Annotated in this window: 17 protein-coding genes and 1 pseudogene; 17 read left to right on the forward strand and 1 reads right to left on the reverse strand. The window is 51.0% G+C overall.

The window, feature by feature from the left end; genetic code table 11:
• From QZ105_RS07200 to QZ105_RS07245, 10 genes are all read left to right on the forward strand, one after another.
• Positions 1–253 (forward strand): hypothetical protein (locus QZ105_RS07200; protein WP_293729174.1); only part of this gene is annotated, 253 nt, incomplete at its 5' end.
• 226 nt (positions 254–479) lie between these two features.
• On the forward strand, positions 480–1,019 hold the full coding sequence (gene ilvN / locus QZ105_RS07205; RefSeq protein ID WP_293729175.1) for an acetolactate synthase small subunit: 540 nt from the start codon (positions 480–482) through the stop codon (positions 1,017–1,019).
• 33 nt (positions 1,020–1,052) lie between these two features.
• Positions 1,053–2,708 carry a biosynthetic-type acetolactate synthase large subunit gene (ilvB, locus tag QZ105_RS07210; protein WP_293729190.1) on the forward strand — a complete coding sequence of 552 codons (1,656 nt, stop codon included), beginning with the start codon at positions 1,053–1,055 and terminating at the stop codon, positions 2,706–2,708.
• A 439-nt stretch (positions 2,709–3,147) separates the two neighbouring features.
• Positions 3,148–4,596 (forward strand): aminotransferase class V-fold PLP-dependent enzyme, encoded by a 1,449-nt coding sequence (locus QZ105_RS07215; RefSeq protein ID WP_293729176.1) that lies wholly within the window; start codon positions 3,148–3,150, stop codon positions 4,594–4,596.
• A 74-nt stretch (positions 4,597–4,670) separates the two neighbouring features.
• Positions 4,671–5,525: a polyamine aminopropyltransferase gene (gene speE / locus QZ105_RS07220; RefSeq protein ID WP_293729177.1), complete on the forward strand. Its 855-nt coding sequence runs from the start codon at positions 4,671–4,673 to the stop codon at positions 5,523–5,525.
• Between the two features lie 336 nt (positions 5,526–5,861).
• Complete coding sequence (locus tag QZ105_RS07225) at positions 5,862–7,121, forward strand: saccharopine dehydrogenase family protein (RefSeq protein ID WP_293729178.1); 1,260 nt, start codon at positions 5,862–5,864, stop codon at positions 7,119–7,121.
• 1 nt (position 7,122) lies between these two features.
• Complete coding sequence (gene nspC, locus QZ105_RS07230) at positions 7,123–8,256, forward strand: carboxynorspermidine decarboxylase (protein ID WP_293729179.1); 1,134 nt, start codon at positions 7,123–7,125, stop codon at positions 8,254–8,256.
• Positions 8,253–9,383: an agmatine deiminase gene (gene aguA / locus QZ105_RS07235; RefSeq protein ID WP_293729180.1), complete on the forward strand. Its 1,131-nt coding sequence runs from the start codon at positions 8,253–8,255 to the stop codon at positions 9,381–9,383. The genes nspC and aguA overlap by 4 nt, the downstream gene beginning before the upstream one ends.
• On the forward strand, positions 9,380–10,255 hold the full coding sequence (gene aguB, locus QZ105_RS07240; protein WP_293729181.1) for an N-carbamoylputrescine amidase: 876 nt from the start codon (positions 9,380–9,382) through the stop codon (positions 10,253–10,255). The genes aguA and aguB overlap by 4 nt, the downstream gene beginning before the upstream one ends.
• A gap of 154 nt (positions 10,256–10,409) precedes the next feature.
• Positions 10,410–11,003, forward strand: coding sequence for a hypothetical protein (locus QZ105_RS07245; protein ID WP_293729182.1), 594 nt, complete (start codon positions 10,410–10,412; stop codon positions 11,001–11,003).
• A gap of 62 nt (positions 11,004–11,065) precedes the next feature.
• On the opposite strand, the gene QZ105_RS07250 is transcribed toward QZ105_RS07245, so the two are convergent.
• Positions 11,066–11,452 carry a thioesterase family protein gene (locus QZ105_RS07250; RefSeq protein WP_293729183.1) on the reverse strand — a complete coding sequence of 129 codons (387 nt, stop codon included), beginning with the start codon at positions 11,450–11,452 and terminating at the stop codon, positions 11,066–11,068.
• Between the two features lie 273 nt (positions 11,453–11,725).
• On the opposite strand from QZ105_RS07250, the gene QZ105_RS07255 reads away from it, so the two are divergent.
• The 7 genes and pseudogenes from QZ105_RS07255 to QZ105_RS10585 all read left to right on the forward strand — a co-directional run.
• Positions 11,726–12,274 carry a hypothetical protein gene (locus QZ105_RS07255; RefSeq protein ID WP_293729184.1) on the forward strand — a complete coding sequence of 183 codons (549 nt, stop codon included), beginning with the start codon at positions 11,726–11,728 and terminating at the stop codon, positions 12,272–12,274.
• Positions 12,275–12,695: 421 nt separating this feature from the next.
• Positions 12,696–13,934, forward strand: coding sequence for an S-layer homology domain-containing protein (locus QZ105_RS07260; protein WP_293729185.1), 1,239 nt, complete (start codon positions 12,696–12,698; stop codon positions 13,932–13,934).
• A 154-nt stretch (positions 13,935–14,088) separates the two neighbouring features.
• Entirely contained in the window at positions 14,089–14,637 is a 549-nt protein-coding gene (locus tag QZ105_RS07265; protein ID WP_293729186.1) for a hypothetical protein, read from the forward strand.
• Between the two features lie 420 nt (positions 14,638–15,057).
• Positions 15,058–16,284, forward strand: a complete 1,227-nt coding sequence (locus QZ105_RS07270) for an S-layer homology domain-containing protein (protein ID WP_293729187.1) — start codon at positions 15,058–15,060, stop codon at positions 16,282–16,284.
• 198 nt (positions 16,285–16,482) lie between these two features.
• Entirely contained in the window at positions 16,483–17,892 is a 1,410-nt protein-coding gene (locus QZ105_RS07275) for a sodium:alanine symporter family protein (protein ID WP_293729188.1), read from the forward strand.
• A gap of 421 nt (positions 17,893–18,313) precedes the next feature.
• Positions 18,314–18,514 (forward strand): annotated as a pseudogene (locus tag QZ105_RS07280) (heterodisulfide reductase-related iron-sulfur binding cluster); the annotation flags it as partial.
• Between the two features lie 2 nt (positions 18,515–18,516).
• Positions 18,517–18,673 (forward strand): hypothetical protein (locus QZ105_RS10585; RefSeq protein ID WP_366936013.1); only part of this gene is annotated, 157 nt, incomplete at its 3' end.

Consider the following 18,673-nt stretch of genomic DNA (forward strand, 5'->3'; position numbering starts at 1 on the left):
TTATTCTCTTGGTTTTATTATGAAATCCTTGAGAATAAGCTGTCAACTTTTTTTATACCACACCAGTTATTCGCCGCAGTACAGCCCGGAAGTCTTTAGGAAAGTTATGGACCAGGTGCAGAATTTCGAGGAACATGCCGGAGGCGCAACGGCAGGGCAGAAAGCATCTGCCTCTGTGAACACTTTTCAATATAAGGCGAAATGGCAGGCTATGCTGGCGGAAGAGAAGTCGGCGCCTTATGGAAAATCATAATCCGTAATGGATAGTTAGAAAAATGTACCAAGTTTGCTTAGCGCGCTTTTCTACAAATCATCACATTTGTATAAAACTTAACAATATAACGCTTATTAAAACGCAAATACATCTCTTTGTTACAAATTTCCTTGACAAAGTAAAAGCCGCTTGGCATAATTATCTCAACAGGCTTGCCCCTGTCTGCCTATGCAGATGGGGGCGTTATTTTTAGGAGGGACGCAGTATGGAACAGATATTGTCGATAGTTGTACGCAATCAGCCCGGCGTTTTGATGCGCGTTGCCGGTATGTTTTCCCGCAGAGGCTTTAATATTGACAGTCTGGCTGTGGGCACTACCCAGAATCCGGAATTTTCCCGTATGACGGTTACAATGGAGGCCGACGAGCCTACGATAACTCAGGTGTGCAAGCAGCTGGCCAAGCTGGTGGAGGTGGAGCGCGTTAAGGTGCTGCCGCCTAAATCCAGCGCTACCCGCAGCATGGTTTTGGTAAAAGTGCATGCGGGCGCTAAGCGTATGGAGCTGCTGCAGCTGGCGGAGGTGTTCCGCGCTCACGCCGTGGACGTTACCGGTGAGTCGCTGATTTTTGTAGCGACGGGCGACGAGGGCAAGCTGAAGGCTTTTGTAGATATTATGCGGCCCTACGGCGTTACCGAAATGGTACAAACCGGTCTGGTAGCTTTGGAGCGCGGCGACGCTTCCCTGTCGGTGGAGCAGTCCCGTTATCAATGGCCGGCAGTGGACGACCAGCATACGGCGATATAATTTTAGCGGTAATTCAGGAGAGGATGTGTGCTTATGCAGATGACCGGCGCAGAAATTATGGTCAAAATTTTGGCCGAAGAGGGTGTAAGTACCGTTTTTGGCTATCCGGGAGGAGCGATTCTTCCCTTTTACGACGCTTTACGCGAATCTTCGATACAGCATATTTTAACGGCGCATGAGCAGGGCGCTGCGCATGCGGCGGACGGCTTTGCCCGTGCTTCCGGCAAGGTGGGCGTGTGCATTGCCACCTCCGGTCCGGGAGCTACTAATCTGGTGACCGGGCTGGCGACGGCTTTTCTCGATTCTACGCCTGTGGTGGCGATTACCGGTCAGGTGCAGCGCGCCTTGATTGGTCACGACGCTTTTCAGGAGGTGGATATTACCGGCATTACCATGCCTATCACCAAGCATAATTTTTTGGTAAAGAAGCCGGAAAGCTTGGCACAGACGCTGCGTTTGGCTTTTCAGCTGGCTAAGGAGGGACGCCCTGGCCCGGTACTGGTAGACGTGCCCCGCGACGTGCAGACGGCGGTTTTGGAATATACGCCGGATAAGCTGCGCGAGCTGCCGCCGGTGCTGCCCGACCAGGCGCAGGTGGACGCAGCCATAGCGGCCATCAACAAGGCGCAGCGGCCGGTGATGCTGGTAGGCGGCGGCGTTATTAACGCCGATGCGGAATACGACGCCATGCACCTGTGCGAAAAGCTGCGGATTCCCGTAGTCAGCACCTTGATGGGCCTGGGCGCGATCAGCGCTTACCGCAGTTTGTTTTTGGGCATGACGGGCCTGCACGGGCACGAGCGCGCCAACAACGCCGTTAAGGAGGCAGACCTGATTTTAGCTGTGGGCAGCCGCTTTAACGACCGTGTGACGGGAGAACGCAGCAGCTACAGCGCCAACAAAACTATTATTCATTTAGATATCGACCCGGCGGAGCTGGATAAAAATATCGATTCCAGCATTGGTATTACGGGCAGCATGAACTTGACGCTGAACCAGCTGGAAAAGGGCAGCGTCCCCCACGACCTGTCGGCCTGGTGGGAGCGAATCGCCTCCTGGCCGGGGATGGACGACGATGCGGGGCAGGAGGAAGCGCCGGAGTTTTTCAAAGCGCTGAACCCGGTTATTAAGGATAAGGATTACATCATTACTACGGACGTAGGCCAGCACCAGATGTGGGCGGCTCAGCATTTGAAGATTCAATTCGCCCGTCAATGGATTACCAGCGGCGGTTTGGGAACCATGGGCTTTGGTCTGCCTGCCGCTATGGGAGCGCAGCTGGCGCGTCCCAAGAGCCGCGTTATCAGCCTGAGCGGCGATGGCGGCTTTAAGATGACGGGCTCGGAGCTGTTCACCATTGCCAGCAATAAGCTGCCGGTTATCGCCATTGTCTTTAATAACAGCGGCTTGGGCATGATCCGTCAGTTACAAACGGTACAGTTTGACAAACGCTTTACCGCCTGCGAAATGCCGGGCTATATGGATTTTGTCAAATATGCGCAGGCCTTCGGCATCGAGGGCGAGCATGTGGCTGCGCCGGAAGAGCTGGCTGCCGCCTTGGAGCGCGCTATGCAGACGAACGCTCCCTATCTGATCGAGGTTACGCTTGACCCGGCCAATATGGTGCAGCCCATGGTGGCTCCCGGACTGGGGATTAACGATTTTGTTAAATTTGAGAAAAAGAATTGAGTTTAAAGGCTGGCAGATGCGCTGCCTGCCGCAGGGCGCCGCGTTATGCGGCGTACCTTTTATTTTCTGAAAGCTCTTGCCCAAACAAGTTAAAGATGTTACAATAAAATTACATGAATGCAGGCTGCTTTCATGCAAATATTAGTCCACTATTCCTGGAATAGTTAAGCCCATACGGACAGGCGGGACTGCTGCCGGCGTGGCTTTGGAGCCACATTATTGATTGAGCGAAAGCTCAAATTTTATAAGGTGATTGCTAGCAATCAATTTAAGTATCACTTGTGAAACGGTCAATAAGAGTAGTAACAGTAATATTTGCTATACAAACTCTGAAAGTAAGTTGCGCCGCTGAATCGGTACAGCAGGTTCGGCATATTGCAAGATGCACAAAGGCAGGTGATGGAGCACCTGTCTTTATTTTTTTATTTGGGAGAAGATTATGGAAAAGCTATCACAATTATCGGCGCCGGTGTACGAAGCACTGGAAGCTTTTCGTAAAAAGCGCGTGGTGCCCTTCGACGTACCGGGACACAAGCGCGGCCGCGGCAACCCGGAGCTGCGGGAGCTGCTGGGGGAAAAATGCGTTAATTTGGACGTCAATTCCATGAAGCCTTTGGATAATTTATGCCATCCGGTATCCGTAATTCGTGACGCGGAGCAGCTGGCAGCAGAAGCTTTCGGCGCGGCGCACGCTTTCTTTATGGTGGGCGGCACTACTTCTTCCGTACAAAGCATGGTGCTTTCAACTACTAAGGCGGGGGATAAGATTATTCTGCCGCGCAATGTGCATAAAAGCGTTATTAACGCGCTGGTTTTAAACGGCGCGATTCCCGTATATATCAATCCGCAGGTGGAAAGCAAGCTGGGAATTTCCCTGGGTATGGAAATAGGCGAGGTGGAAAAGGCCATTAAGGCTAATCCGGACGCTAAGGCGGTTTTGGTTAATAATCCCACTTATTACGGCATTTGCTCCGACCTGCGTGCCATCGTTAAGCTGGCCCATGATAATAATATGCTGTGCCTGGTGGACGAGGCTCACGGCACACATTTTTATTTCGGCCGCAATATGCCGGTCAACGCTATGGCTGCCGGGGCGGATATGGCGTCGGTGTCCATGCATAAATCAGGCGGCAGCCTGACGCAGAGCTCGCTGCTGCTGACAGGTCCCAATGTGAACTGGGAGTACGTCAGCCAGATTATCAATCTGACCCAGACCACTAGCGCTTCTTACCTGCTGCTGTCCAGCCTGGATATTTCCCGCCGCAATCTGTATATGCGCGGAGAAAGCTCCTTTGCCAAGGTAGCGGAAATGGCGGAATATGCCCGCGAGGAAATCAACTCCATCGGCGGCTTTTACGCTTACGGCCGCGAGCTGAAAAACGGCGGCAGTATTTATGATTTTGACGTTACCAAACTGTCGGTGTACACACGCGATATTGGTTTGGCCGGCATCGAGGTTTACGACCTGCTGCGGGACGAGTACGATATTCAGATAGAATTTGGCGATATCGCCAATATTTTGGCGTATATTTCCATCGGCGACCGCATTCAGGATATCGAGCGGCTGGTGGGCGCCTTGGCTGACATTAAGCGGCTGTATTCCCGCGACCCGTCCCTGATGCTGAACACGGAATATATTGCGCCGCAGGTCGTCGTGTCGCCGCAGGCAGCCTTTTATGCTAAGGATGAATCGCTGCCGCTGCGCCAGACGGCGGGCCGCATTTGCAGTGAATTCGTTATGTGCTATCCGCCTGGGATTCCTATTCTGGCTCCGGGCGAGGTAATTACCAAGGAGATTATCGAGTACATTATTTACGCCAAGGAAAAGGGATGCTCCATGCAGGGCCCCGAGGACCCTGAGGTAAATAATATCAACGTGCTTTTATAAATCCCTGCTCAAGCGCCGCTTGCAATTTGCTTTGCGCTGCGTTTGGCAAAGCTTGATTTAAAGGTTGTGATGAAATGGAACTGTGGTTTTCTGATTTCCATACGGACGACGTGAAGCTGAACATAAAAATAGAAAAGCAGCTTTTTGGCGAGGATACGGATTTTCAGCGCATCGACGTGTTTGAATCCAAGGAATTTGGCCGCTTCATCAGCTGCGACGGCAGCATCGTCTTTTCCGAAAAGGACGAGTTCGTCTATGACGAAATGATTGTGCACGTGCCCATGGCCGTGCATCCCGGCGTGCGCAAGGTGCTGGTTATCGGCGGCGGCGACGGCGGCGTGGCCCGCGAGCTGTCCCACTATCCTGAAATCGAGGCCATAGACGTGGTGGAAACGGACCATGTTTTTATCGATGTCTGCCGCGACTTTTTCCCGGACAACGCCATAGGTCTGGACGACAGGCGCGTGACGGTGTTCAACGCCAACGGCCTGCGCTTTCTGCGGGCGAAGGTCAACGAGTACGACCTTATCATCAACGACGCTATCGACCCGTTAGGCCATGCAGCGGGGTTGTTCACCAAGGAATTTTACGGCAACTGTTACCGCGCGCTGAAGGAGGACGGCATCATGGTTTATCAGCATGGCAGTCCCTTCTACGATGAGGACGAGGAAACCTGCCGCGCTATGCACCGCAAGGCCAGCCACAGCTTTCCCATCAGCCGCGTTTATCAGGCGGCTATTCCTACCTGTCCTTCCGGGTACTGGCTCTTTGGCTTCGCTTCTAAAAAATATCATCCGCTGAAGGATTTTGACCCGGTGAAGTGGAAGGCGCGGGGCATTAAGACCTGGTATTATTCGGCCAATCTGCATAAGGGAGCCTTTATGCTTCCAAAATATGTTGAAGATATGCTCGAAGAAGAAGAAAAATAAGCAACGCGCATTATAAGCACCGTCTTCCTGCGTCACAGCTTGTGGATTTGCTCGACGTACATTTTAGTACGCCTTCGCTGCATCCACCGCGCTGTTCCTTGTTATCCGGCACTTCTAATGTGCGTTGTAAGGATTGCAGTATAGTTGCCGTCGTCGCCCTTTTGCGTATCTGCCTTCTTCTGACCGCTCTTGAGAAGTAGGAGCGTTGTATTTGGCACTTCAATTATATTTTTGCTCCCTCTTTGAGGGAGCTGGCATTTTGCGTAGCAAAATGACTGAGGGAGTATTGTTCTACCCAATATACATAAATTTAAATAAGATAAGGAGATGAAGATTATGAGTAAATTATTGGTTATCGGCTGCGGCGGCGTTGCCGGCGTAGCTATTGCTAAATGCTGCCAGAACAGCAGCGTATTCACGGAGCTGTGCATTGCCAGCCGTACTAAGGCAAAATGCGATGCTGTTAAGGAAAAATTGCAGCCCACTACCTCCACCGTCATTACTACGGCGCAGGTGGACGCTGATAAGAAGGATGAGCTGGTGGCTTTGATTAAAGCTTATCAGCCGGACGCAGTGCTGAACGTGGCTCTGCCCTATCAGGATTTGACCATTATGGACGCCTGCCTGGAATGCAAGGTGGACTATATCGATACCGCTAACTACGAGCCGGAAAATATCGACGACCCCGCATGGCGCGCCGTTTATGACAAGCGCTGCGAGGAGGAAGGCTTTTCCGCTTATTTCGACTATTCCTGGCAATGGGCTTATAAAGAAAAATTTGCGGAAGCAGGCATTATGGCGCTGCTGGGCACCGGCTTTGACCCGGGCGTAACCAGCGTTTTTTCCGCTTACGCTTTAAAGCATTACTTTGACGAAATTGAAACTATCGATATTCTGGACTGCAACGGCGGCGATCACGGGTATCCTTTCGCTACCAATTTCAACCCTGAAATCAATCTGCGCGAGGTTTCCGCTCCCGGCTCCTATTGGGAAAACGGCAAGTGGGTGGAAATCCCCGCTATGTCCATTAAACGCGAGTACGATTTCCCGCAGGTAGGCATGAAGGATATGTATTTGCTGCACCACGAGGAAATTGAGTCCCTGGCTAAAAATATTCCCGGCGTAAAGCGTATCCGTTTCTTTATGACCTTTGGTCAAAGCTACCTGACGCATATGAAATGTTTGGAGAACGTGGGCATGCTGTCCACTACGCCTATCAATTATGAAGGCCATGAAATTGTGCCCATCCAGTTCCTGAAAGCCTTGCTGCCCGACCCGGCGTCTTTGGGCCCCCGCACTGTGGGCAAGACCAATATCGGCTGCATTTTTACCGGCACGAAGGATGGCAAGAAAAAGACTATCTACATTTATAATGTCTGCGACCATCAGGAATGCTACAAGGAGGTCGGCTCTCAGGCTATCAGCTACACTACCGGCGTACCGGCTATGATTGGCACGGCTTTGGTAGTTACCAAAAAGTGGCAGGGCAAGGGCGTATTTAACGTGGAAGAATTCGACCCCGATCCGTATATGGAGATGCTCAATCAATACGGCCTGCCGTGGGTAGTCGATGAAAACCCGACCGTGGTAGAATAAAATGCAGGCTTTGAAAGATTTGCGCACGCCCTGTTACGTTGTGGACGAGGCCAAGCTGATAAAAAATTTAGAGCTGCTGCAATATGTGCAGCAGGAAACGGGCTGCCGCATTTTGCTGGCGCAGAAATGCTTTTCTATGTTCCGTTTGTACCCGTTGATGGGGAAGTATTTGGCGGGGACTACGGCCAGCGGCATTTACGAAGCGCGTTTAGGCCATGAGGAAATGGGCAAGGAAAACCATGTTTTCGCACCGGCCTTTAAGGACGAGGATATGCGGGAGCTGGTGCAGATTTGCGACCATGTGATTTTTAATTCGCTGGCGCAGTTTGAGAAGCATAAGGGAGTATGCGCTGCGGCTAATGTCAGCATGGGCCTGCGCATCAACCCGGAATGCTCGACGCAGGGCGGCGAGCACGCTATTTACGACCCCTGCGCTTACGGCTCGCGGCTGGGCGTAACGCTGGCCAATTTCCCTGAGGAGCTGCCGGAGGGGATTGACGGCTTACACTTCCATACCTTATGCGAGCAAAATGCCGATGATTTAGTTGCTACCTTTAAGGCTTTTGAAAAAAGCTTCGGCAAATTCCTGCCGCAACTGAAATGGCTGAATTTGGGCGGCGGGCACCACATTACCCGCACCGATTACGATTTGCAGGCTTTGCTGGAACTGATTAAGTATATTAAAGCGACCTATGGCGTAGAGGTTTACCTGGAGCCGGGCGAAGCGGTGGCACTGAACGCCGGTTATTTGGTGACGGAGGTGCTGGACATTGTGCATAACGGTCTGGATATCCTGATTTTGGACGCTTCCGCTGCCTGCCATATGCCGGATGTTTTGGAGATGCCTTACCGTCCGCCGCTGTTGGGCGGCTTTGCCGCAGGTGAAAAGCCCTATACCTATCGCTTGTCGTCCATGACCTGTCTGGCAGGCGACGTGATTGGCGATTACAGCTTTGCAGAGCCGGTGCAGGTTGGCGATAAGCTGGTTTTTGCCGATATGGCGATTTATACTATGGTGAAGAATAACACCTTCAACGGCTTGCCACTGCCGGATATTGTGCTGCTGCGCTCCGACGGCAGCACTGAGGTGGTACGCCGTTTCGGGTATGAGGATTTTAAAGGACGTTTGTCATGATCGATAAAAAATTTACGCCCAAAGGCGACGGCTTCCATATGCCGGGCGAGTTTGAACGCCATGCTGGCTGCATCATCGTCTGGCCCCAGCGCCCCGGCTCCTGGAGCTTTGGCGCGGAGAAGGCCTGCGCGGCTTTTACGGCGGTGATTAAGGCTATCGCTGCCAGCGAAAAGGTTTATGTGGCTTGCGGTCGCGAGCATTGGGCGCGGGCGGAGGCCATGCTCAGCGGCGTGGATAATGTTACATTGCTGCCCGTTGCAACGGACGACAGCTGGGCCCGCGATATAGGTCCCACCTTTGTGGTGCGCGATAGTGCAGGCGGCAGGCAGGTGCGCGGCGTCAACTGGAGCTTTAACGCCTGGGGCGGCACGGTGGACGGCCTTTATCCTGACTGGCGGCAGGACGACGCTTTTGCCGCGGCTTTTGCAGATAAGGTCGGCTATGAGCTGTACGACGCAGCTCCCTTTGTGTTGGAGGGCGGTTCTATTCACTGCGACGGCGAAGGCACCGTTATGGTAACGGAAGCCTGCCTTTTGAGCGCCGGGCGCAATCCCGAACTTACTAAAGAAGAAATAGAAGAAAAATTAAAGCTTTATTTGGGCGCTAAAAAGGTGCTGTGGCTGCCGCGCGGCATTTATAATGATGAAACCAACGAGCATGTGGATAATGTCTGCGCTTTTATCCGTCCGGGCGAGGTGGTGCTGGCGTGGACGGATAAGCAGGACGATCCTCAGTATCCCTTGAGCGAAGCCTGCCTGCGTTATTTGGAACAGGAGACGGACGCTAAAGGGCGCAGGCTGCTTGTGCATAAGCTGCCCGTTCCCGACGTGCCGGTGTGCGTCGAGGCCGACGAAGTGGCGGGCTTTGAATTTGCCGAGGGCGAGGATATGCGCGAGGCGGGGGAACGCCTGGCGGCGTCCTATGTAAATTTTTATTTCAGCAACGACAGCGTGGTGCTGCCTGCCTTTGGCGGCGAGAATGCTGCCAGCGACGCGCGGGCGGCGGCTATTTTGGCGCGGCTGTGCCCGGAGCGTAAAATTGTGCAGCTGCCGGCGCGGGCGATTTTGACCGGCGGCGGCAACATCCATTGTATTACGCAGCAAATTCCGGAAGGAGCAGGCTTATGAGAAAAATTAAGGTGGCTGCGGTACAGCTGCGCTGTGCCGCGAGCGTGGAGGATAATCTGCGTCATGCCGAAGAGCTGGTGCGCAGCGCTGCGGCTCAGGGCGCGCAGCTGGTTTTGCTGCCGGAGCTGTGGGAACGGCTCTATTTTTGTCAGGAGCGCCGTTATGAGTATTACCAGTACGCGCTGCCGCTGGCAGAAAATCCTGCGGTGCAGCTGGGGCGGCGCTTGGCGCAGGAGCTGCAGATTGTTCTGCCCATCAGCTTTTTTGAGCGGGACGTAAATCAGCTGTATAATTCCATCGCCTGCGTCGACGCGGGCGGCGAGGTGCTGGGCGTGTACCGCAAAACGCATATTCCCGACGATCATTTTTATCAGGAAAAATTTTACTTCAAACCGGGCAACACCGGCTTTAAGGCTTTTGCGACCCGTTACGGCAAAATCGGCATCGGCATTTGCTGGGACCAATGGTTCAGCGAAACGGCGCGCTGTCTGGCGTTGGGCGGCGCGGAGCTGCTGCTGTATCCTACGGCTATCGGCTCGGAGCCTATTTTGGCAACGGACAGTATGCCCCATTGGCGGCGGGTGATGCAGGGCCATAGCGCGGCGAATTTAATGCCGGTAATTGCGGCTAACCGTATCGGCTTGGAGCGGGTGGAGCCCTGCGAGGCTAACGGCGGCCAGCGTTCGGCTTTGGAATTTTACGGCTCCTCCTTTATGACGGACGGCACGGGCGCGCTGGTGCAGGACGCCAGCCGCGACCGGGAGGAAATTTTGCTGACAGAATACGATTTGGACGCTTTGGCGGAGGATCGTTTGAGCTGGGGCTTGTTCCGCGACCGGCGGCCGGAATGCTATCAGGCTATCGTGAAGTAAATAAATTGCAGGTTAAAATGTCTGCGGGTATAGGCGCGAATGCAGCCTTTATCCGCAGGCGTTTTGCTTTCCTAAAGAAATTTGTAGGCAAAATAAACGTTCTATGCTATAATATACCCATATTGACTTATCAGTCAGTGAAGGATGGAGAAGAATGTTTCGTAAGGATACTTGGTTTAAAGCAGGTTGGTGTTATTTTATTGTCATGTTCGCTTTGGAGGCGATATTGCCGGAGTGGGTTGGCAATGAGAACGGAATTATTGAAAATTTGCAGATGCTGTGGCTTTTTGGCGGCCTGTATTATTGTTATAAAATGCGAAGGTGTCCGCAGGAAAATTGGGGGGGTAGAGCTCTTTCTTTGTGGAATGCGGGCATGATTTATTATTTTCTGTTAATTATGCGCGAGGTCAACTGGGGCCGCGTGTTTTTTTCGGGAGCGAACGGCGGCAGCATCCAATATAGTGAAATGGAATTATATGGCCAGCTGGTACATCCCATGGTCGCGGTTTTGATTCTGGCTTTATTGGTTGCGCTGTATAAGGCGAAGGTTTGGCGGGCGCTGGCGTTCGTTAAGCTGCCTGCTAAATCCTTTGTTTTGCTGCTGCTCTTTATTTTTATGTCCTGGGTTGGCGAGAAAGCAGCTTTCAGCGGTTTCCACGGGCAGGTTGGCGAGGAGCTGGCGGAATTTGGCGCGTATATGATGATGTATGTTTTGGTGCGCGATATGGGCGGGCGTTTGCTTAAATAGTTAAAAGAAAAATCCTGTACTTGTGATACAAGCACAGGATTTAATCATGTTTTGCCGGGCTTTTACTGCTTTGCTTTCGCCATAAATTTGGCGTTGTTGATGACAAAGCGTTCATGGGAGCCTTTGCCGATGACGCCTTTGCTATCTTTAGCTTCGACGCTGAAGGTCAGCTTACGGCCTTCTACCGCAGTAAGCGTTGCTGTTGCCGTTACCGTATCGCCTAAGGCGGTAGCACGGTCGTGCGTAATATTCAGGCTGACGCCTACGGTGCCGCTGCCATTTTCTAAATGGCCGTTAACGGCGGCGCAGGCCGCTTCCTCCATCAAAGCGCACATGGACGGCGTGGCAAAAACTTTCAGATTGCCGCTTTTCATAGCGGCGGCGGTGTTGGCGTCGGTAACGGCGGTTACGGCGGAGCCTGTAAGGCCCGTCTGCAAAACTTCTGGCATATTAGGAACCTTCTTTCTTTTAGATAATTAGCGGGTAAGCAAAGCAGCCAAAGCTTATGCTTGGTGATGTCTGCAATCAATTATACCGTACCTCAGGCATGGATTCAATATTGCAATTACCTGTTATGAAATTATGGCGGACGACGGATAGGAGAGCAGGAAATTGACTGTTCAGTCAGAAAAAATTTCTGAAATACTGTCTTTTACTGCGGTTTTGTGCTACAATAAGTATGTATTTTAGCATTTACTAATAATGCGTCTGGAGGAATTAAAATGAAAAAACTGTATCGCTATTTGTTGATGGCTGTTATGGCTCTGTGCTTCAGCGTTCCTTGTTTTGGCGCGGCAGAAGCAGCCGGTATTGCGTTGATTCCCCTGATTAATAATGTTCAGGGCGATGAGCTGGCAAATCAAGTGTTTTATAAAAATGCTATTGCCGCTATCAATGCTAAAAAAGGCTTCTACATGGTAGAAAACGATAAGCTGACCGCTGTTATCGACGCCGCTAAGATTGGCAATAAGGTTCCTAATGCTGCAACCCTAGCTAAAATCGCTAAGGACGGCGACGTGGACATCGTTATTGCTATTCAGCTGGACAAGCTGAAGGATAGTATTATCGATTCCAGCGAAGAGCGCAAGCTGCAGCTGGATTTGCAGGGCTACGCCGTTTCTTATAATAAGCTGACCGGCAAAGCCTACGAGCACCGCCTGTACAACGACAAGGTTATTCCCGAAGCCTTGACCAGCCGTTGGGATTGGGTACACGAAGAGTGGGGCCGTACTGTGCGCGTAGAAATCGACCGTATGCTGCGCGACAAATAAAAAAATAAACGCATCATTTTTTTCAGGGGCCGCTGCGGCGGCCTCTTTTTTTACGCTTTGCTTAACGAGCTTGGCCTTACGCGCTGATGTGCGCGTTTTGCGGACAGAAAGAGGGGCGTCTGTATTTTACAATGCGGATAAATTCCTAATTGTGCATAAATTATGTATAGAGGTACACTGTCACGCGAAAATAAATTGTATACATGCGTCAAGGACTTGCGCACAATACTAAAGTGTGTTACAATAACTCCATAAAAATTTTACATTAGCTTTAATAATAGCAGGCTGAAGGCGTATTGGCGGGAGTAAAGTAGAGGAAACAAGGCAACTCTTACGGAAAACTGCTGATGTGCATTTGGCAGGCGAAAGCTAAAGCGCAGGTAAGATTTTTAAATCACACCCCAAAATGGAGGAATTAACAATGAAAAAATCTTTAGTTTTAGCAATGGCTATGGCGCTGGGCGTAACCGCTTCCGCTTACGCTGCCAATCCGTTTAGCGACGTGCCCGCAGGCCACTGGGCTTATGACAGCGTAAACAAGCTGGCTGCTGCCGGCGTAATTGACGGCTACGGCGACGCTACCTTTGGCGGCGATAAGCTGATGACTCGTTATGAAATGGCGCAAATCGTAGCGAAAGCAATGGCCAAAGGCGCTAACGTAGATAAGCTGGCAGCTGAATTTGCCGACGAGCTGGATACTTTGGGCGTTCGTGTTGCTAACCTGGAAAAGAAAGCTGACAACGTAAAAATTACCGGTCAAGCCCGTTTCCGTTATCAATCCCATGAAAATGGCGATGATAAAGGCGACCTGCGTTCCCGTTTGTGGATTGCTGGCCAGGTAAACGACGACTGGACCTACACCGCTATGCTGCAAAATACTCAAAACTTTGATAACGATAACGGCGATGAAAAAACCGAGTTCCTTCGTGCTTATGTAGATGGCCGTATCGGCGGTTTGCAAGTACATGCAGGCCGTTGGGACGAAGTTACCTCCACCGGCGCTATCCTCGATTCTTATGTAGATGGCGTAAAAGTTTCTTATGGCGATAAAGTAAAGGTTTATGGTATCGCAGCTAAAGCTGCTGACTACGACGCTATTGATGGCGGCTTGACTTATGACGAGGGCGATCGTCTTTATGTTGCAGGTGTAGAAGCTAATGTTGGCGTTGTGAACGGTTACTTTAACTATTTCAAAGCTGATAATGCTGCAACTGATCCTAAATTTGACAAAGATGGCGCTCTTGATAAAGGTAAGTCCGCTTTTGATTCTAAAGAAATTTATAATGTAGGTATTTCCTTGGACGTAGCTAAGGATTTGAACCTGGCTTACGAATATATGTGGAGCGACAAGAAATACAACAAGAAAGTTTCCAAAGACGGCTTTGTTGCAACTCTGGCTTACAAAGGCGCTGACGCTGAGGTAGCAAATACTTGGGGCGTACATGCTTCTTACTACGATCAACCGATTAACGCTATCCTGTCCCCGACCTACGACGCCACTTTGTTCTTGGATGAAGGCGGTTACAAAGGCTGGAGCGCAGGCGTTGATTACACTTTAGCTAAGAACATTCAACTGTGCGTAAACTACTACGACACCGAAGCTAAGATTGGCAATAACGACGACCAATCCGTCTTCACCGAATTGTTCTTCTTCTTCTGATAACTATTAGAAGCTTACAAAAAGGACTGCTGCGGCAGTCCTTTTTTGTACCATGCCGCGCGTTGGCGTTGTGAAATTTTCGCCTGGCTGTGGGCGGCGGGGCGGGTTTATGTTACAATAGAAGAAACATAATTTACTCAAGGAGGATTCGTTTATGAGAAAAGTATTGCGCTGCTTATTGCTGACGCTGATGACGCTGTGCTTCAGCCTGCCTGCTTTGGGCGCCGCCGAAGCGGCAACGGTGGCGTTGCTGCCCTTAATCAACAACGTGGCTGGCGACGAATTAGCGGCTCAGATTTATTACAAGGAAGCTATTAACGCTTTGAAAAGCAAAAAGGGCTTTGTGCTGGTGGAAAACGACGCGCTGACCGCCGCTATAGAAAAGGCCGGCGTGGGCAATGCCGTGCCCGGTCAGGCCGCTTTAGCTCAAATCGCCAGGGACGGCGATGTGGACATTGTTTTCGCTTTGCAGCTGGACGAATTGAGCAAGCGCGAACGCCAACTGCCGGGCGAGCGAATTGCCAAGCTGAATTTGCAGGGCAAGGCTGTGGCGTACAACCGTCTGAACGGCGCTTTCTACGAGCATAAGCTCAAGAGCGATAAGGAAATCGACGTTAGCCTGACGGCTCGTTGGGACTGGAAGCACGAGGAGTTTGGACGCGCTGTGCGCCAGGAAATAGACCGGGCGCTGCGGGAAAAATAAAATGCAAAGTACGAGGCGGGGGCTGCGGCCTCCGCCTTTAATTTGTCAAAATTGACAAGTTTTGATAAACCGTCGGCATCGTTTTAAATTGAATCTTGCAGGCTGGCAATAATATCTAGGCGTCGCTCGTCGCGGCGCTTCTTTTGTCTTGACGAGAAACAATATATGTACTATAATAAGACTAAATACTAATAGCCGAATGAAGTAATTAATGTGTATACCCATTAACGCTTGCAACTTTTACTCGTTTGTGTTATAGTATATATGCAAATGCATAAGCTAACTGCAATTAACGATTAGCAAGAGCTTTAAACGTAACGCAAGGAAACAAGGCAACTTACGTGCAGCGGATAAGGCCGCGGCTAAGCGGAATGGCAGGGCTAAAGCATTTATAGTGTTTTCCTGAGGAGGGACTTTATTATGAAAAAATCTTTGGTACTGGCAATGGCTATGGCATTGGGCGTAACTGCTTCTGCTTACGCTGCAAATCCGTTTTCTGACGTTCCTGCCGGTCACTGGGCATATGACAGCGTTAACAAGCTGGCTGCTGCCGGCGTAATCGATGGCTATGGCGACGGCACCTACGGCGGCGACAAGCTGATGACCCGTTATGAAATGGCGCAAATCGTTGCGAAAGCAATGGCCAAAGGCGCTAACGTAGATAAGCTGGCTGCTGAATTTGCCGACGAGCTGGATACTCTGGGCGTTCGCGTTGCAAAGCTGGAAAAGAAAGCCGACAATGTAAAGATCACCGGCGAAGTTCGTTATAAATACATGAGCAAAGATATTGATGCTTCTAATAACGATAAAAGCTTTGAAAATGATCTGCGTTCCCGTATTTGGATTACCGGTCAGGTAAACGACGATTGGTCCTACACCGGTATGATTGAAAATACTCAGGATTTTGTAGATAACAGCGGCAATGAGGACACCAGCTTCCAACGCGCTTATGTTGAAGGCAAGCTGGGCGGCTTGAACGTAACTGCCGGCCGTTACAACGCTTTCTTCGCTAACGGCAATATCTATGATGCCCGCGTTGACGGTGCAGAAATTTCCTACGGCGATAAGGTTAAGGTAACCGGCTTTGCTGGCAAAGCTTCCGACGAGCTGACTATTTTAGATGGCTCTGAGGGCGGTAATTATGCAGGTGGCGAGCTGAGCGGCTCTGTCGGCGCATTAAACCTGTCAGCTGGCTATTTAAACTTTAAAGACCTTGCTTCTACTGGACAAGGTGATGGCTGGGATAATGCGATTTGGTATGTAGGCGCTGATTATACCTTTGGCGAGGATGTAAACCTGTCCGCTATGTATCTGAAAGGCGACTTGAGCCATAATGACAAGGATGATAAAGATTTAGACGACGACGGTTATGTAATCGGTTTGTCCTATAAGGGCGCAGAAGCAGATACTCCGCATAGCTGGGGCATTTTCGCTAATTACTATGACCAGGGCGGTCAAACCTATGTAGCGCATACCACAGATGCCAATGTATTTGACGGCGCTGGCTTCAAGGGCTACGGCGTAGGCGTAAACTATACCTTTGCTAAGAATATTGTCGGCACCGTAGTTTACTACGATACTGAAAATAAACTGGACAGCCATGACGACGACCAACGCGTTTGGGCTGACCTGACCTTCACTTTCTAATTGAAGAACGTTTAGAATTTACTCCGAGAGCCGTTCCTGTGGGAATGGCTCTTTTACTTTTGCACATTTATCCTCGCTGCAAGCATTGCCTTTACAGAAATACCTCGAGTGCAGCGATGCTTTTCGCCTGCGAAGGCGGCGTTTGTATGTTATAATTAAACTATATGTTAGGGGATTTTAATGGCAGGAGGAGATTCTATGTTTGCAGAAATTATTGGAGCAATCAGCGGCTTTATGTACAGCTATCTGCTGATTGTTATGCTTATCGGCGTGGGCTTGTACTACACTTTTCGCACGCGGCTGATACAGGCGCGCCTGTTGGGGGAAACGATTCGCGTTATTTTGGAAAAACCGGTGGGCAAGGGCGAGCACGCCGTTTCGTCCTTTCAGGCTTTGATGGTATCCACAGCTTCGCGCGTAGGCACGGGCAATATTATCGGCATTTCTACGGCCATTTGCCTGGGCGGCTATGGCGCGGTGTTTTGGATGTGGGTTATTGCCGTTGTTGGCGGCGCTTCCGCTTTCATTGAAAGCACTCTGGCGCAGATTTACAAAAAACGCGGCGAACACGGCAGCTACGGCGGCCCGGCTTACTATATTGAAACCGCTTTGGGCAGCCGCACTTTGGCGGTTATTTTCAGTATTTCCCTGATTGCTACTTACGGCGTTGGCTTTAATATGCTGTGCGCTTATAATCTGCAATCTACATTTATTGCTTACAGCTTCTACGACCCGGCTACTACGCCGTGGATTATCGGCGCAGTGCTGGCTGTGCTGGTAGGCTGGTGCTTGCTGGGCGGCGGCACGCGTGTGATTAAAGCTACCTCTACGTTAGTCCCAATTATGGGCGTTATTTATATTTCCGTGGCCTTTGTGCTGACCCTGCTGCATATCGACCTGCTGCCGGGCGTGCTGGCTAATATTTTCAGCGAAGCCTTTGATTTTCAGGCAATTTTCTCCGGCCTGACCGGCTCCTGCATGATGTACGGCATTAAGCGCGGCCTGTACAGCAACGAGGCCGGCGTGGGCTCCGCTCCTAACGCTGCCGCTGCCGCGGACGTGTCCCATCCAGTTAAACAGGGGCTGGTGCAAATGCTGTCCGTATTTATCGATACGCTGATGATTTGCACGGCTACCGCTTTTATGTGCCTGTCCTCCGGCGTTGTTCCCGTTCCGGAACTGGCAGGTGCTCCCTATGTGCAGGAGGCATTGGCTGCCAGCATGGGCGCTAACGCTAAAGCGTTCATCACTGTATCCATGGTACTGTTTGCCTTTACTACCTTGTTAGGCAATCTGTATTATGTTGATAATTGCTTCGCTTATATTTTGCAGCGTTTGCCGGGTAAAACCTTCGTCCTGTCCTATCGCGTTATCGCCTGCGTGGTTATTTTCATCGGCGCAGGTTCCAGCATGGGCTTGATGTGGGATTTGGCCGACGTGCTGATGGGCTGCATGGCCATCATCAACCTGCCGGTTATTTGCATTCTGGGCACGCCCGCTTTGCGTGCGCTGGACGATTACGTAGCGCAGCGCAAGGCCGGTAAGAACCCTGTGTTTAAGGCCGCGGCTATCGGCATTACGCAAAAGCTGGATTATTGGCAGAAATAATGGCGCGGCGTTTGGCAAAGCTGTGATTCAAGCATTATTTGACTTTTCAATCGCCTAATGCTATAATGTAAATACAAAAAGGTGCTACCGATAAGCGGTTGTCCCTCAAACTTTTAGTAAAAAATAACCGCGAGTTTGGTCGACTGGGCGGTTATTTTTTATGCTTATCTGGTGAAGAAGAGCAGGTATGGCGTATGTAAAGCTTAAAAAATATCGTAATCTTAGCGACTGGCGGAAAATCGAAAAATGTTTTGTAAATATTGACAAAATAGATGCGGCGAGCGGGGTAAAACCTGCCTGCCGTATTTTTGTAAATATTTTTATGAGACAAGCAGTAAATTTACGGTTTGTGTAGAATAGTAATAAGGAAAACAATTTGGTCAAGGTTGTTTTGCTATCCTCAAGCAAGGAGGGAAGAAGAATGATTTATAATTATTATCCCGGCTGTACGCTTTCCACGAAAGCCAAAAAGCTGGACGCTGCGGCGCGGCGCTGCGCCGAGGCTTTGGGCTTTCCGTTGGAGGAGCTGCCGGAATGGCAATGCTGCGGCGCGGTTTACCCTATGGCGGCGGACGCTGTGGCCGAGCGTCTGAGCGCAGTGCGGGCTTTGGCTGCGGCGCGGATATGCCAGACGCCGTCTGTCCCGTCTGCGGGACGCCCTATGTGAAGGACGGCTTCAACATCCCCTTCGAGACCTTTCTGGGCTTCGGGGGAGACAAGGTGCCCGATATCGACCTGAACTTCTCCGGCGAGTACCAGGCCCGGGCCCACCGCCACGCCA

This window comes from uncultured Phascolarctobacterium sp. (assembly GCF_905212365.1).
Classification (GTDB): domain Bacteria; phylum Bacillota; class Negativicutes; order Acidaminococcales; family Acidaminococcaceae; genus Phascolarctobacterium_A.